This window comes from Rhodococcus olei, assembly GCF_039540555.1.
GTDB classification, from domain to species: domain Bacteria; phylum Actinomycetota; class Actinomycetes; order Mycobacteriales; family Mycobacteriaceae; genus Rhodococcus_G; species Rhodococcus_G olei.
The window spans coordinates 516,058-528,973 of record NZ_BAABFB010000029.1; the positions used below are offsets into that span (position 1 = coordinate 516,058).

Consider the following 12,916-nt stretch of genomic DNA (forward strand, 5'->3'; position numbering starts at 1 on the left):
CGGGACGCGGGCAAATCCGGCGGTCCCGCGCGCGTGCGTGCGACGATCGCGGCATGACCGCCGACCTCGACGCCCCCGTGCGCACGCATCCGGTGTTCCGCGTCCTGCGCTTGGTCTTCGCCGCGCTGGGTGTGGTGGCGCTGGCGTGGATCCCGGTCCGCAACATCGGCGTCGACACCTTCTCGATCGCCAACTACTTCAGCTACTTCACGATCCTGAGCAACGTCCTCGCGGTGACCGTGTTGCTGGTCGGTGCCGTCGTCGACCCGCAGACGGTGCGCTGGCAGCTCTTCCGTGGAGCGACGACCCTCTACATGGTGATCACCGGGATCATCTACGCGGTCCTGCTGGCGGACGTGGACGTGCAGCTGACCGACCGGTGGATCAACGACACACTCCACCGGTACCTTCCGCTGGTGATCCTGCTGGACTGGATGATCAACCCGCCGCGGACACCGATCGCGGACAGGCAGTCCGTCACCTGGCTGTGGTTCCCGCTCACGTACGGGGTCTACACCCTGGTCCGGGGACCGATCGTCGACTGGTATCCCTACCCCTTCATCGACCCCCGAGTGCAGGGCTACTGGCAGATGGCGATCGGACTCGTCGTTCTGCTTCTGGCGTTCGTGTTGATGGCGCTGGCGGTGAACGCGGCAGGGCGCCTGGCCGGTCGGTGGCGCTACGGTGGACGGACGCGTCCGGCGACGCCGGAGGAGATCGAGGTCGGCGAGAGGGTGATCGAGTCGTGAATGACGGTGCACTGTGGCACGGTTTCGCGGACATGGGTGCGGTCCAGCGGGACGGTGCGTTCGTGGTCAGTCGCGGTGAGGGCGCGTACATCTGGGACGCGGGCGGCACCCGCTACCTGGACGCGACCGCCGGGCTGTGGTTCACCAACGTCGGGCACGGGCGCACCGAGATCGCGGACGCGGTGGCGCGGCAGCTCGCCACGATGGCGCACTTCTCCAACTTCGGCGACTTCGCGTCCGAGCCGACGATCGCGCTCGCCGGGAAGCTCGCGGCGCTTGCGCCGGTGCCGGGCAGCAAGATCTTCTTCACCTCCGGTGGTTCCGATTCGGTGGACACGGCCGCAAAGCTGGCGCGGCGCTACTGGAACGAGGTCGGCAGGCCGGGCAAGCGGATCGTCGTCGGCAGGCAGAAGGCGTACCACGGCATGCACGTCGCCGGCACCGCCCTCGCCGGGATTCCGGTGAACCGGGAGGGCTACGGCGAGTTGATGCCCGACACCCGGACGGTGGAGTGGGACGACGCGAAGAGTCTGCTCGCGCTGATCGAACGCGAGGGCGCCGACAGCATCGCCGCGTTCTTCTGCGAGCCGATCATCGGCGCGGGCGGCGTCTACCTGCCGCCGGACGGCTACCTGGCCGAGGTCCGGGAGATCTGCCGCGACCACGACATCCTGTTCGTCGTCGACGAGGTCGTCACCGGTTTCGGCCGGATCGGCGGATCCTGGTTCGCCTCCACGCGATTCGACCTGCAGCCGGACATGGTCACCACCGCCAAGGGCCTGACGTCGGGCTACGTGCCGATGGGCGCGGTGTTCATCGCGCCACGGGTCGCCGAGCCGTTCTTCGCGGGCGGGGTGTGGTGGCGGCACGGCTACACCTACGGCGGGCACGCGGGCGCGGCCGCCGCGGCGCTGGCGAACCTGGAGATCATCGAGCGGGAGAACCTGCTGGCCGAGTCGGCGCGTCTGGAGCGTTCGCTGCACGTGCACCTCGCGCCGCTGGCGGACCATCCGCGGGTGCAGGAGGTGCGCAGCGGTCTCGGTGCGGTCGCTGCCGTGCAGCTCGCCGATCCGGCGGAGGCGTTGCCCTTCGTGAAAACGCTTCGTGAGTACGGTATCTCGGGCCGGGCGGCGGGTGTCGGCGCGATGCAGTTCTCGCCGGCGTTCGTGATGACCGACGAGCAGGTCGCGGAGATGGCCGCCGGAGTGCGCGCCGCGCTGGGGTAGGGGAGCGCGCCCGGGCCGGCGCCGCGGTCCGGCCCGGTCAGCGCCGGCGGACGCGATCGGCGAGTCGCCTGATCCGTTGGCGGAGGCTCGGTTTCACGGCCGCGAGTTCGAGCGTCGGGCGCGCGTCGGCGTCGGCGGTGGCCTGGGCGTACCGGGCGTGCAGCTGGGCACGCACCTCGTCGGGTGTGTAGGCGCGGCGTTTGCGTTCCGCGCGGACTGCCAGCGCCCCGGTCGCGGCCAGCCCGACCACACCCGCGAGTCCGACGAGCTTCCACAGGTGGCTGGGTTGCGATGACATCGCTCTAACCTAGGGGGATGAGTCGGCGAATGCACGAATCGCAGATCAGCCTCGACGTGGCGGTCGACGCCACCCGCACCGGGGACATCTGGATCTTCCGAGGACACTCCGGCGCCGACCGGGCCATTCAGACGCTGACCAACAGTCCGGTCAACCACGTCGGCATGTCGGTGGTGCTCGACGACATGCCGCCGCTCATGTGGCACGCGGAGCTGGGTCACTCCCTGCAGGACATGTGGACCGGTCGATTTCAGCGCGGGGTGCAACTGCACGACCTGCGGGCCGCGGTCCAGGTGTGGGGTGCCCGGTACGGGCAACGCGGATGGTTGCGGCAGCTGGAGACGCCGGTGACCCCGGGACAAGAGGACGAGCTGCTGCGCGCGATCGCCCGGCTGAACGGCACCCCGTTCCCGTCGAGCGCCACGCTGGCGACGCGCTGGTTCGGCGGCCGCCTGCCCGCGATACGCCGGCGGCCGGAGGGGAAGGCCGCCGGCCTCGAGAGCGCGTACTGCGCGGAGGTGGTCGCGCAGACGTACGAGGCGATGGGGCTGCTGGCCGGCGGCCGGAAGACGAACTGGTACGACCCCGGCAAGTTCTGGAGCGGCGACCGCCTGCCGCTCGCGCAGGGGGTGCGGCTGGGCGCCGAGATCGCGGTGCTGCTCAGCGACGCCGACCTGGCCGCCGGACGCGCCCCGCGCCCGTGATCGGGCGCCCGCAGGGCCGCCGACGGACCGTTGCCTGCGCGTGATTCTTACGCCGCATCACCGCCGCGGGGTCGCGAATCGGTGACCGGGGTCACCATTTCGTCGTGTCTGTCGTCACAATCGGCCGTGAAACCATCCGGTCGGTTTTCCCGATGTTTGCCGGGATGCCCTGGGGTGACGGCGTTCTATAGCAGCAATTGTGTTGCATCAGACCGTGACACGTGCGCCGTGACCATCTCGTGATGATCGCCTACGGTCGTGTTCAGCCCGAAACAGCCGGGCGCCGCCGACCCGCTACCGCCACACCCTGTCCCGCGGGCCGGACGCAACCGCCATCCCCGGGACAGGAGTGAGTCGGACCGAAGCCCGCCCGCGCACCGACGCGGCCGAGCCCGTCCCCGCCGGCGGCAAGGAGAGGATTCATCCGAATGACCCGCTTCACCCCCAAGCGCGCCGTCGGCGCCGTCGCCGCGACCGCCGCCCTTGCCGCCATCCCGATGGCCCTGAGCACCGGTGCCGCCAACGCCGCCACCCACAACTGGGACGGCGTCGCGCAGTGCGAGAGCAGCGGCAACTGGTCCACCAACACCGGCAACGGCTTCTACGGCGGCCTGCAGTTCACCCAGAGCACCTGGAACGCCTACGGCGGCTCCGGCAGCGCCAGCAACGCCAGCAAGGCCGAGCAGATCCGCGTCGCGGAGAACGTCCTGGCCGGGCAGGGCGTCGGTGCGTGGCCGGTGTGCGGCCAGTACCTGACGTCCGGCGTGTCGGAGCCGGTCGCGTACGAGGCGCCGGCGCAGACCCCGGTGCAGCAGGCCGCGACCCAGGTCGCCGAGTCCGCTCCGGTGCAGACCCTCGGTGCGTCGACCTACGTCGTCCAGCTCGGCGACACCCTGTCGCAGATCGCCAAGGATCACGGCATCGACATGTCGGCGCTCGCCAAGCAGGTGCAGAACGTCGACCTGATCTTCCCGGGTCAGACCCTGTCGCTCTCCTGAGCGTTCACCACACCCCCGGGCCGCCCGGTCGCCGCGTCAGACGGTGACCGGGCGGTCGCGGTGTACCAGGCCGCCGACTTCGATCCACCCGTCGGGGGAGTAGTGGGTGACGATCTTCGACCCGCGCCCCTGGGTGATGTGCAGGTTCCGGCGGAGGTGTTCGGTGATCCGGATGGCCGCCGCGCCGGTGGCCTCGTCCTCGGGGACGCCCAAGTCGGGGGCGAACATTCGTGAGCTGATCGCGCCTTCACCGGCCCACGCCCACACGTAGTGGTGGCCCGCGCCGTACGAGGCGGCCGGTGCGGCGCGCACGGCCTCGGCGTCGGGCTGGCAGTGCAGGGTGAACTCCGGAGCCCAGTCCGCCTTCGCGCGGACCCACGTGACGCCGTCCGAGGTGCGGGTGGCGACTGGTCCGGCCGGCACGTCGAGGGTGTCGACACCGAGACCCCGCTCGCGCAGCCACCACGACAGCCCGACCGTCGGATGACCCGCGAACGGGAGTTCCGTTGCGGGTGTGAAGATCTGGGCGGCCGCCGAGGACGCTGTCGGGGCCGGGACGTCGACGAAGATCGTCTCGCTGTAGCCGAGTGTGGTGGCGACACGTTGTCGGTCGGCCGGGGGCACCTGCGTCGCGTCGACGATGCCGAGCGGATTCCCGTGCCGGCCGTCTCGATCGGTGAACACCCGGACGACATCTACCTGAATGCTCATCGTCAAACGATACCGCCGGAGTGGAGATGGGTGGACCCCCAACCATTCAAAAGCAAAGGCGATAGATGTCGCTACACTGATAGGCATGGCCGATCAGGCGTATCAACCCACACTGTCGCAGCTGCGTGCCTTCGTCGCGGTCGCCGAGTGCCGCCACTTCGGCACCGCCGCAGCGCGTCTCGGCGTGAGTCAGCCCACCCTCTCGCAGGGGCTCGCGGCGTTGGAGAACGGCCTCGGCGTGCAGCTGATCGAACGCAGCACCCGCCGGGTCCTGGTCACCACGGCGGGCGAGGCGCTGCTCGAGCAGGCCAAGCAGATCCTCGAGGCCGCAGACGGTTTCGTCGTGTCCGCCGCGGGGGTCGGCCATGCGCTGTCCGGTCCGCTGCGCATCGGCCTGATCCCGACGATCGCCCCGTACGTGCTGCCGGCGCTGCTGCCCGCGATCCGAACCGACCTGCCCGCCGTCACCCCGCAGGTGGTCGAGGACCAGACCGCCCGACTGCTCGACGCGCTGCGCGGCGGCGCCCTCGACGTCGCGGTGCTCGCACTGCCGTCCGACGCGGCCGGGATGGCCGAGATACCGCTGTACACCGAGGAATTCGTGATGGTGGTACCGCGCTCGCACCCGCTGGCCGGACGCGCCGACCTGACCCCCGGCGTGCTCGACGAACTGCCGCTCCTGCTGCTCGACGAGGGGCACTGCCTGCGCGATCAGACCCTCGACCTGTGCCGGTCGGTGGACGCGCACCCGATCGCCGGGGACACCCGCGCGACGTCGCTGACGACCGTCGTCCAGTGCGTGGCCGGCGGGCTCGGGGTGACGCTGGTCCCCGCGTCGGCGGTCGCGGTCGAAACCGCCCGCGGCGACCTCACCACCGCCCGCTTCGCCGCACCCGCACCCGGGCGGACGGTCGGTCTGGTGTTCCGGGCCTCCAGCGGTCGCGTCGAGGCGTACGAGCGGCTGGCGGACCTGATCCGGTCGGTTGCGCCCGGCGTCCCGCGGACCTGATCGTGCCGCCGCGCCCCGGCGCGTGTCGATTCCCGGGGTCGCCGGCCGGTGCCGACGTCGCGCGGCCTGCGGCGGTACGGTGACGCCGTGAGTGGGAAGGTGGCCGTGAACGGCAGCGGACGACGGGTGATCCTCGAGTCGGCACTGCGGAACATGCACGAGCGCGGCTACCACGGGACGTCGATGCGCGACATCGCGGCCGGTGCCGACATCACCGTCGCGTCGATCTACCACCACTTCGCGTCCAAGCAGGAGATCCTGCAGGACATCATGATCCGCACCCTCCAGGACGTGATCGCGATGACGCGCGGCGCCCTCCTGCGCTCCGGCGGTGTCCCCGCCGACCAGTTGCGGGCCGTGATGCGGGCGTGGGTCCTGTTCCATGCCACCCGTCAGTCGGAGGCCCTCGTCGGCGCCACCGAGTTGCGCAGCCTCGACGACCAGGGGCGGCGCCTCGTGGTGGCGTTGCGCGACGAGCAGGAGTCGATGTTCCGGGACATCGTCGCGCGCGGTGTCGAGGAGGATGCGTTCGGGACCGCCGTGCCGCTCGACGCGGCCCGCGCGATCATTCACATGGGCCAGTCGGTGTGCACGTGGTGGCGGCCGGACGGCGAACTGACGCCCGAGGACCTCGCGGACCGCTACGCGGCCCTCGCGCTGGCGATGGTCGAACCGACCGCCTGATCCCCGCGGGCAGGAGGCCGGGTGGCGCCGAACCGGCCCATCCTCGGCCCGGTCGTGGTCGGCGCCGAGGGTCCCCGCCGGGTGGCCGACGGGCCGACGGGCCGGCGGCCGCCGATCGTCGAACGGCCAACGGACGAACGAGCGATCGGGTACCGATTCGGGCCGCGCGGTCGAGGTCTGTGTCCGGTTTTGGCCAACAGCTGCAATTTTGTGATCAATCGGGCGCACTGTTGACACGTCCCGATCGTGGCCGGTATGCATTCATCACGGCCGAACGAGCGTTCGGCAGCATGACCGGAGGCGCGGTTCGTCGTGTTCGCGGGACGTCGGGATCGCGGTGGCCGTGGGGGCATCGCCGCCCGGTGCGCGCAGGGTGAGGCCACCCCGGGCCGCGGTCCCCGAACGTCGTCACCGACGCCGCACGCGTCGAACAAGGAGTTGTCGCAATGGATTTCGAGTACAGCCCGAAGGTCGTGGACCTGCAGTCCCGGCTCGCCACCTTCATGCAGGAGCGGGTGCTGCCTGCCGAGGCGATCGCCGCCGAGCAGCTGGCGAGCCGGCCCGACCGGTGGGATGCGCCGCCGATCATGGCCGACCTGAAGGCGTCGGCGAAGCGGCAGGGCCTCTGGAACCTCTTCCTCCCCGAGAGCGGGGGAGCAGGCCTGACGAACCTCGAGTACGCGCCGCTCGCGGAGCTGACCGGGTGGAGCCCGGCCATCGCTCCCGAAGCGCTGAACTGCAGCGCGCCGGACACCGGCAACATGGAGCTGCTCGCCCGGTACGGCACGCCCGACCAGAAGCAGCAGTGGCTGACTCCGCTGCTCGACGGCGAGATCCGGTCCTGCTTCTCGATGACCGAACCGGACGCCGCCGGCTCCGATGCGAACAACGTCCGTCTCGAGATCGCCGCGGACGGCGACGAGTGGGTGCTCACCGGCCGCAAGTGGTGGACCACCGCCGCGCTGCGAGACGACTGCCGGGTCGCGATGGTCATGGGCGTCACCGACCCCGATGCGCCGGCCGGGGCGCGGCACTCGATCGTGCTGGTGCCGATGGACACCGCGGGCCTGACCGTCGTGCGCTCGACCTCGGTGCTCGGCTTCGACGATCGCCACGAGGGCGGGCACGGCGAGCTGGTCTACGACGGGGTGCGGGTGCCGAAGGGCAACCTGCTCGGCCCGCGCGGGAAGGGATTCGCGGTGGCGCAGGCGCGGCTCGGCCCGGGCCGCATCCACCACTGCATGCGCCTGATCGGCACGGCGGAGCGTGCCATCGCGCTGATGACCGCGCGGGCCCGCACCCGCGTCGCGTTCGGTCGTCCACTCGCGGAGGAGGGTGTCGTGCAGGCCACCGTCGCCGACGCCCGGATCGCGGTCGACGCCGCCCGGCTGACGGTCCTGCGCGCGGCGTGGCGGATGGATGCCGAGGGCGCGAAGGCCGCCCGCCACGACATCGCCGCCGCGAAGGTCCTCGTCCCGTCGACCGTGAAGAAGGTCGTCGACGACGCGATCCAGATCTTCGGCGGCGCCGGACTGTCCCAGGACACACCGCTCGCGATGCTCTACGCGCACGCGCGGTTCCTGCAGATCGCCGACGGCCCCGACCAGGTGCACCGGCGCTCGCTCGCGCGCGCCGAGTTCGCCGCCGCGCCGGTCCTGCGGGAGGTACGCGGATGAACGCGACGCGCTTCGGGAAGCGACGGGCCGGGAACGCAACCGCGACCGGTGGTCCGATCGGCGCCGTGCGCAGCCCGTCGCTCGGCGACATTCCGCGGCGATCCGCTGCGCGGCACCCGACCAGGACCGCGGTCGTGCACCGCGCCGGGACCCGGCGCGCGGCGGACGTGATCGCCCACTGCCGCGCCGCGCCGGCCGGGGACACGGTGCCCACATTCGTCGTGGTCCTGGACGAATTGTCGAGGAACCCGAGTGGGAAGATCGTCAAACTGGACCTTCGGGGCAGATTCAGCGGCCTCGCGGACACCTGAGCATCAACCGGATGAAGGAGAGAGCAGTCGTGAGCACCAGTGTCATCGTGGCGGGGGCCCGGACCCCGATCGGCAAGCTGTCGGGCGCGTTGGCGTCGCTGACCGCGGCGGACCTCGGCGGCCGCGCGATCGCGGCGGCCGTCGAGCGCAGCGGCGTCGGCGTCGACGGTGTCGACGCCGTCGTGATGGGCACGGTCGTGCAGGCCGGTGTCGGACCCAACCCGGCGCGGCAGGCGGCGGTCGCGGCGGGCCTGCCGATGACCGTCCCGGCGACCACCGTCAACAACCTCTGCCTCTCCGGCCTCGAGGCGATCATGCAGGCCGACCGGCTGATCGCGACCGGCGCCGCCGACGTCGTCGTCGCCGGCGGCATGGAGTCGATGACGAACGCCCCGTACCTGGTGCGCGGCGCCCGGCAGGGTCTCAAGTACGGCTCCACCGGATTCGAGGACGCCCTCGACCGGGACGCCCTGACCTGCGCGTTCGACGGCATCTCGATGGGTGCCTCCACCGAGCGCTACCAGGCGTCGGAGAACATCTCCCGCGACGAGCAGGACGAGTTCGCGGCCCGCTCGCACCGGCTGGCCGCCGCCGCGACCGAGTCCGGGGCGTTCGCCGGGGAGATCGCGCCCGTCGAGATCACCTCCCGTAAGGGCACCGTCACCGTCGCCTCCGACGAGGGCATCCGCGCCGAGACCACGGCCGAGTCGCTCGGCAGGCTGCGCCCGGCGTTCGCGAAGGACGGCACCATCACCGCCGGTGCGTCCTCACAGCTGTCCGACGGCGCGGCCGCGGTCGTCGTGATGCGCAAGGATCTCGCCGAGGCCCGCGGGATCGAGTGGCTCGCCGAGATCCGGGCGCACGCGCTGGTCGCCGGCCCGGACACCTCGCTACTGCACCAGCCCGCCAACGCGATCGAGGCGGCGCTGAAGCGGGACGGCGAGACCACCGTCGGCGACCTCGACCTGCTGGAGATCAACGAGGCGTTCGCCGGTGTCGCGATCGCGTCGATGCGGCAGCTCGGCGTCGACGCCGACAAGGTGAACATCCACGGCGGCGCGATCGCGGTCGGGCACCCGGTCGGCATGTCCGGCGCGAGGATCGCGCTGTCGCTGGCGCATTCGCTGAAGGCGGCCGGGGGCGGCACCGGTGCCGCGGCACTGTGTGGCGGTGGCGGTCAGGGCATCGCGATGATCCTGTCCGTGTAGTGCGGCTGCGCCGCCCGTGAGTGATCTCACCCTGAATCGGCGTGAAGGCCACTCACGGGCGCGTCAGCGCCGGCCGCGTTTCGCCTTGCCGGACTTCGGCTTCCGCTGCGTCGGGACCTTCCCGGCCTCGGCACGGGACGCGCGTTTGGCGGCCGCCTTCTGGGACGCGGTGCGCTTCGGTGCCGGTTCCGGGGCGCCGCGGCCGCGGGAGGAGTTGACGCTGCGCCCGCGCACGATGCCGACGAACTCCTCCACCAGATCGGTCGTCGCACCCGCGGGCCACGCCAGCGCGACCGGGGAGACGGGCGCGTCGGCGACGGTGCGGTACGTCAGGTCCTTGCGGTGGTGCAGCCGCGCGAGCGACTGCGGCACCACCAGCACCCCGACGCCGGCGGCGACGAGTTCGATCGCATCCGCGGTCGTGTCGGGACGGTGCAGTGCCGCGGTGCCCGGCCGGGTCGCCCAGTCGAGCATGTCGTCGTGCGGGTGCAGCACCACCTCGTCCGCCAGGTCCGCCGTCGACACCTCGTCCGCGGCGGTGATCACGTGGTCCTTCGGCACCACGACGACCGGGGTCTCCTCGTACAGCGCGATCACGCTCAGCCCGTCCCGGTCGATCGGCAGCCGCACGAGCCCGGCGTCGGCGCCGCCCTCGCGCAGCAGTGCCGGTGCGTCGGTGGCGGTCACCGTGACGAGCTCGAGCGGGACGTCCGGCAGGCGCTCGCCCCAGATCCGCACCCACTTGGCGGGGGTGACGCCGGGCACGTACGCGAGCCGGAACGGGGACGGTGCAGCGGGCTCGGTCATCCCGTCAGGTTACCGGTCGATACGCTGGACCCATGAGTGCGCAGAAGACACCCCAGACGATGAAGCCGGCGACCGCCGCGAAGAAGCTGGACGTGTACCTCGCGGCCACCCCGGCCGAGTTCCAGGACGGCGTCGTCTCCCGTGAGGAGCTCGCCGAGCTGCGCACCAACCCGCCGCAGTGGCTGCAGGACCTGCGCGCCAACGGCCCGCACCCGAAGAACGTCGTTGCCGCCAAGCTCGGCGTCTCGATCGCCGGCCTGGCCCGCGGCGGCGTCGCCGAGGCGCTGACCACCGAGCAGATCGACGCCCTGCTCGCAGACCAGCCGGACTGGCTCGTCGCCGAGCGCGCCAGCCTCGTCGAGGTCCGCAAGGAGGACAAGCGAATCCGCGAGCAGCAGATCGCCAAGCGGGAGGCGTCGAACCGCAAGCAGCGCAACGCGAAGCCGATCCTGCGTCCGCAGGACTGAGACCCACCCGCGTCAGCTCCGGTAGGAGACGATCGTCGCCATCCCCGCGGCGAGGTGATAGTCGTTGTGGCAGTGGACTATCCACTGGCCGGGGTTGTCGGTGTCGAAGTCGGTGGCGATGGTCTGCCCGGGCAGCACGATGACCGTGTCCTTGCGGGGGCCGGTCCCGCCGGGCCGGGCAACGGCGAACGTGTGCCCGTGCAGGTGCATCGGGTGGTACATCTTCGTGGTGTTGGTGTACACGATCCGTGCCCGCCGGCCGGACCCCACGGTCAGCGGTGTGTACGTCGGGTAGGCCCGGTCGTTGACGGTCCAGGTGTAGGTCTCCATGTTCCCGCCGAGTGACGCGCCGAGTGTGACGTCCGGGTCCCGTGCCGGGAGCTGGACCGCGGCGGCGGCGCGCAGGTCGGCGACGGTCAGCGGTGGCGCTCGCAGTTCGTCGGGGGACGCCGCCGGGTCGGGTGGAGCGCCGCCGCCCGTGCGGACCATCGCGAACGCCTGCGCCCCCTTGCCCTCAGCGGCCGCGACCAGTGGGAACGCCCCGTCACCGAGGGCGACGACGGCGTCGTAGCGTTCGCCCATCCCGAGCAGGACGGAGCCGGTGCGGACCGGCTCGACCGGGAAGCCGTCCGATCCGGTGACGGTGAGCCGGTGTCCGCCGAGCGCCACCCGGAACGCGGTGTCGTCGGACGCGTTGACGATGCGCAGCAGCGCCCGCTGACCGGGGGTCGCGGTGAACACCGCCGGGTCGGCCGGCGGTCTGCCGTTGAGCAGGTACAGCGGGTACCGGACGTCGCCCGCGTCACCCCCGAGCGCGGTCGAGGTCATCGGCGACGATTCCATGGACCCGCCGCGCAACCGGTCGTACATCTGTGTCGGGGTCGACCCGGTCAGCCAGTCGGACAGCACGACGACGAACTCGGCGTCGTGGTCGGCGGGCGCGGCGGGGTCGTCGACGATCAGCGCCCCGTACAGTCCGCGGCCACGCTGGAGGTCGCCGTGCGTGTGGTACCAGAACGTGCCCGGGTCGGGTGGGACGAACTCGTAGACGAACTCGGCGCCCACCGGGATCGGCGGCTGCGTGACGTCCGGCACCCCGTCCATGTCGTTGCGGATCGCCAGACCGTGCCAGTGCACGGTGGTCGGGTCGGGCAGTTGGTTGCGGAAGCGGATCTGCACCCGGTCGCCGACGTCGGCGCGCAGGACCGGACCGGGCAGCTGCCCGTCGTAGAGCCATGCGGTGTCGCGGATCCCGGCAAGGTCGACGTCGGCCGGTGCCGCGACCACCGTCCGTGTCACCCGGCCGCCGGCGGGGAACCGCTGCTCCTCGGCGGAGGCGAAGTCGCCGACCTGCGGCGAATCGGGACCCACCGTCGCCTCGCCGCCGCTTCGTGTGGACGAGCACGCCGCCACGAGGCCGAGCGCGGACGCCCCGAGCCCGAGTTGCAGGAACCGCCGCCGGGACAGATCCCACCCGGGTCGCCCGTCGCGCCGCGGCGCCCGTCCCCACATCGCGTTCGGATCTGGCATGGTCCCGGCTCCTCACGCGGCGCCGCCGGGTGCCGGCGGCTCGGACAAGACCGACATACCTGCCGGCTGATGCTACGCCCGGCACACGAATCCACCCCGTACGGCGTAGAACCGAGCAGGAAGCACGGGCCCGCACACCCCGACTGATCCTGGGCTCCCGCTCCCGAGGTCCGTGACGCCACCACCTCCTGCGTGGGCCGCGGCGCATCCGCGGTGCCGCGCCCGAGATCCCGGCCGCCGCCGCGCGCAACGCGGGCCACCCGTCGCGTCGCCGCGGTCTACGGGCAGAACTCGATGTCCTCGACGGACCTCGTGCGTTGCCGGCGGTGCGGCCAGAGGACCCGTCCGGTGGCGATGGTGTGCACGGCGAACGCCGTGACCAGGGTGACGCTCCAGCCGATCGACGCCGCAGAATCGAGCCACCAGGCGATCCGAGTCATTCGGCACGGCCTGGATGCGCGGAATTCCCGATAGACCCGACCCGATCGCGGGCCTCGGCATCGCGGCAATCGCAGTGCGGGAAGGGCTGAACGCGTGG

General features: G+C 71.8%; 15 protein-coding genes. 10 read left to right on the forward strand and 5 right to left on the reverse strand.

The genetic code is table 11. The features are described 5' to 3' along the window. Positions 1-53: 53 nt before the first annotated feature. On the forward strand, positions 54-749 hold the full coding sequence (locus ABD951_RS08920; RefSeq protein WP_345343709.1) for a Pr6Pr family membrane protein: 696 nt from the start codon (positions 54-56) through the stop codon (positions 747-749). Between the two features lie 32 nt (positions 750-781). Next, a complete protein-coding gene (locus ABD951_RS08925; protein ID WP_345343960.1) occupies positions 782-1,975 on the forward strand; it encodes an aminotransferase family protein in 1,194 nt (397 codons plus the stop codon). Between the two features lie 37 nt (positions 1,976-2,012). Here the strand turns inward: ABD951_RS08925 and ABD951_RS08930 are convergent, their stop codons facing one another. Then, a complete protein-coding gene (locus tag ABD951_RS08930; protein WP_345343711.1) occupies positions 2,013-2,273 on the reverse strand; it encodes a hypothetical protein in 261 nt (86 codons plus the stop codon). Positions 2,274-2,290: 17 nt separating this feature from the next. Between ABD951_RS08930 and ABD951_RS08935 the strand changes: the two genes are divergently transcribed. Beyond that, the gene (locus ABD951_RS08935) at positions 2,291-2,977 is read left to right on the forward strand and encodes a hypothetical protein (RefSeq protein ID WP_345343713.1); all 687 of its coding nucleotides are present in this window, start codon (positions 2,291-2,293) and stop codon (positions 2,975-2,977) included. Positions 2,978-3,405: 428 nt separating this feature from the next. Next, entirely contained in the window at positions 3,406-3,975 is a 570-nt protein-coding gene (locus ABD951_RS08940) for a transglycosylase family protein (RefSeq protein WP_345343715.1), read from the forward strand. Between the two features lie 36 nt (positions 3,976-4,011). Here the strand turns inward: ABD951_RS08940 and ABD951_RS08945 are convergent, their stop codons facing one another. Next, entirely contained in the window at positions 4,012-4,686 is a 675-nt protein-coding gene (locus ABD951_RS08945; protein ID WP_345343717.1) for a PhzF family phenazine biosynthesis protein, read from the reverse strand. Between the two features lie 85 nt (positions 4,687-4,771). On the opposite strand from ABD951_RS08945, the gene ABD951_RS08950 reads away from it, so the two are divergent. The 5 genes from ABD951_RS08950 (at position 4,772) to ABD951_RS08970 (ending at position 9,574) form a co-directional block, all read left to right on the forward strand. Next, entirely contained in the window at positions 4,772-5,695 is a 924-nt protein-coding gene (locus ABD951_RS08950; RefSeq protein ID WP_345343719.1) for a hydrogen peroxide-inducible genes activator, read from the forward strand. 87 nt (positions 5,696-5,782) lie between these two features. Then, positions 5,783-6,379: a TetR/AcrR family transcriptional regulator gene (locus tag ABD951_RS08955; protein WP_345343721.1), complete on the forward strand. Its 597-nt coding sequence runs from the start codon at positions 5,783-5,785 to the stop codon at positions 6,377-6,379. Positions 6,380-6,825: 446 nt separating this feature from the next. Further along, positions 6,826-8,055 (forward strand): acyl-CoA dehydrogenase family protein, encoded by a 1,230-nt coding sequence (locus tag ABD951_RS08960; RefSeq protein ID WP_345343723.1) that lies wholly within the window; start codon positions 6,826-6,828, stop codon positions 8,053-8,055. Continuing rightward, a complete protein-coding gene (locus tag ABD951_RS08965) occupies positions 8,052-8,366 on the forward strand; it encodes a hypothetical protein (RefSeq protein WP_345343725.1) in 315 nt (104 codons plus the stop codon). The genes ABD951_RS08960 and ABD951_RS08965 overlap by 4 nt, the downstream gene beginning before the upstream one ends. Positions 8,367-8,377: 11 nt before the next feature. After that, positions 8,378-9,574: an acetyl-CoA C-acyltransferase gene (locus ABD951_RS08970; RefSeq protein WP_425569799.1), complete on the forward strand. Its 1,197-nt coding sequence runs from the start codon at positions 8,378-8,380 to the stop codon at positions 9,572-9,574. Positions 9,575-9,637: 63 nt separating this feature from the next. Here the strand turns inward: ABD951_RS08970 and ABD951_RS08975 are convergent, their stop codons facing one another. Further along, the gene (locus tag ABD951_RS08975; RefSeq protein WP_345343729.1) at positions 9,638-10,381 is read right to left on the reverse strand and encodes a LysR substrate-binding domain-containing protein; all 744 of its coding nucleotides are present in this window, start codon (positions 10,379-10,381) and stop codon (positions 9,638-9,640) included. Between the two features lie 32 nt (positions 10,382-10,413). Here ABD951_RS08975 and ABD951_RS08980 point away from each other — a divergent pair, with 32 nt between their 5' ends. Beyond that, the gene (locus ABD951_RS08980) at positions 10,414-10,848 is read left to right on the forward strand and encodes a DUF5997 family protein (RefSeq protein WP_345343731.1); all 435 of its coding nucleotides are present in this window, start codon (positions 10,414-10,416) and stop codon (positions 10,846-10,848) included. A 12-nt stretch (positions 10,849-10,860) separates the two neighbouring features. Here ABD951_RS08980 and ABD951_RS08985 read toward each other — a convergent pair whose 3' ends face one another. Both ABD951_RS08985 and ABD951_RS08990 read right to left on the reverse strand, forming a co-directional pair. Beyond that, entirely contained in the window at positions 10,861-12,360 is a 1,500-nt protein-coding gene (locus ABD951_RS08985; protein WP_345343962.1) for a multicopper oxidase family protein, read from the reverse strand. 296 nt (positions 12,361-12,656) lie between these two features. Then, the gene (locus ABD951_RS08990) at positions 12,657-12,818 is read right to left on the reverse strand and encodes a hypothetical protein (protein ID WP_345343733.1); all 162 of its coding nucleotides are present in this window, start codon (positions 12,816-12,818) and stop codon (positions 12,657-12,659) included. Positions 12,819-12,916: the final 98 nt, after the last annotated feature.

What these genes read in the sequence shown, in the direction of transcription:
- ABD951_RS08920 (WP_345343709.1), top strand. Translation starts at nt 54, where the DNA reads ATGACCGCCGACCTCGACGCCCCCGTGCGCACGCATCCGGTGTTCCGC.
- ABD951_RS08925 (WP_345343960.1), top strand. Translation starts at nt 782, where the DNA reads ATGGGTGCGGTCCAGCGGGACGGTGCGTTCGTGGTCAGTCGCGGTGAG.
- ABD951_RS08930 (WP_345343711.1), bottom strand. Translation starts at nt 2,273, where the DNA reads ATGTCATCGCAACCCAGCCACCTGTGGAAGCTCGTCGGACTCGCGGGT.
- ABD951_RS08935 (WP_345343713.1), top strand. Translation starts at nt 2,291, where the DNA reads ATGAGTCGGCGAATGCACGAATCGCAGATCAGCCTCGACGTGGCGGTC.
- ABD951_RS08940 (WP_345343715.1), top strand. Translation starts at nt 3,406, where the DNA reads ATGACCCGCTTCACCCCCAAGCGCGCCGTCGGCGCCGTCGCCGCGACC.
- ABD951_RS08945 (WP_345343717.1), bottom strand. Translation starts at nt 4,686, where the DNA reads ATGAGCATTCAGGTAGATGTCGTCCGGGTGTTCACCGATCGAGACGGC.
- ABD951_RS08950 (WP_345343719.1), top strand. Translation starts at nt 4,772, where the DNA reads ATGGCCGATCAGGCGTATCAACCCACACTGTCGCAGCTGCGTGCCTTC.
- ABD951_RS08960 (WP_345343723.1), top strand. Translation starts at nt 6,826, where the DNA reads ATGGATTTCGAGTACAGCCCGAAGGTCGTGGACCTGCAGTCCCGGCTC.
- ABD951_RS08965 (WP_345343725.1), top strand. Translation starts at nt 8,052, where the DNA reads ATGAACGCGACGCGCTTCGGGAAGCGACGGGCCGGGAACGCAACCGCG.
- ABD951_RS08970 (WP_425569799.1), top strand. Translation starts at nt 8,378, where the DNA reads ATGAAGGAGAGAGCAGTCGTGAGCACCAGTGTCATCGTGGCGGGGGCC.
- ABD951_RS08975 (WP_345343729.1), bottom strand. Translation starts at nt 10,381, where the DNA reads ATGACCGAGCCCGCTGCACCGTCCCCGTTCCGGCTCGCGTACGTGCCC.
- ABD951_RS08980 (WP_345343731.1), top strand. Translation starts at nt 10,414, where the DNA reads ATGAGTGCGCAGAAGACACCCCAGACGATGAAGCCGGCGACCGCCGCG.
- ABD951_RS08985 (WP_345343962.1), bottom strand. Translation starts at nt 12,360, where the DNA reads ATGTGGGGACGGGCGCCGCGGCGCGACGGGCGACCCGGGTGGGATCTG.
- ABD951_RS08990 (WP_345343733.1), bottom strand. Translation starts at nt 12,818, where the DNA reads ATGACTCGGATCGCCTGGTGGCTCGATTCTGCGGCGTCGATCGGCTGG.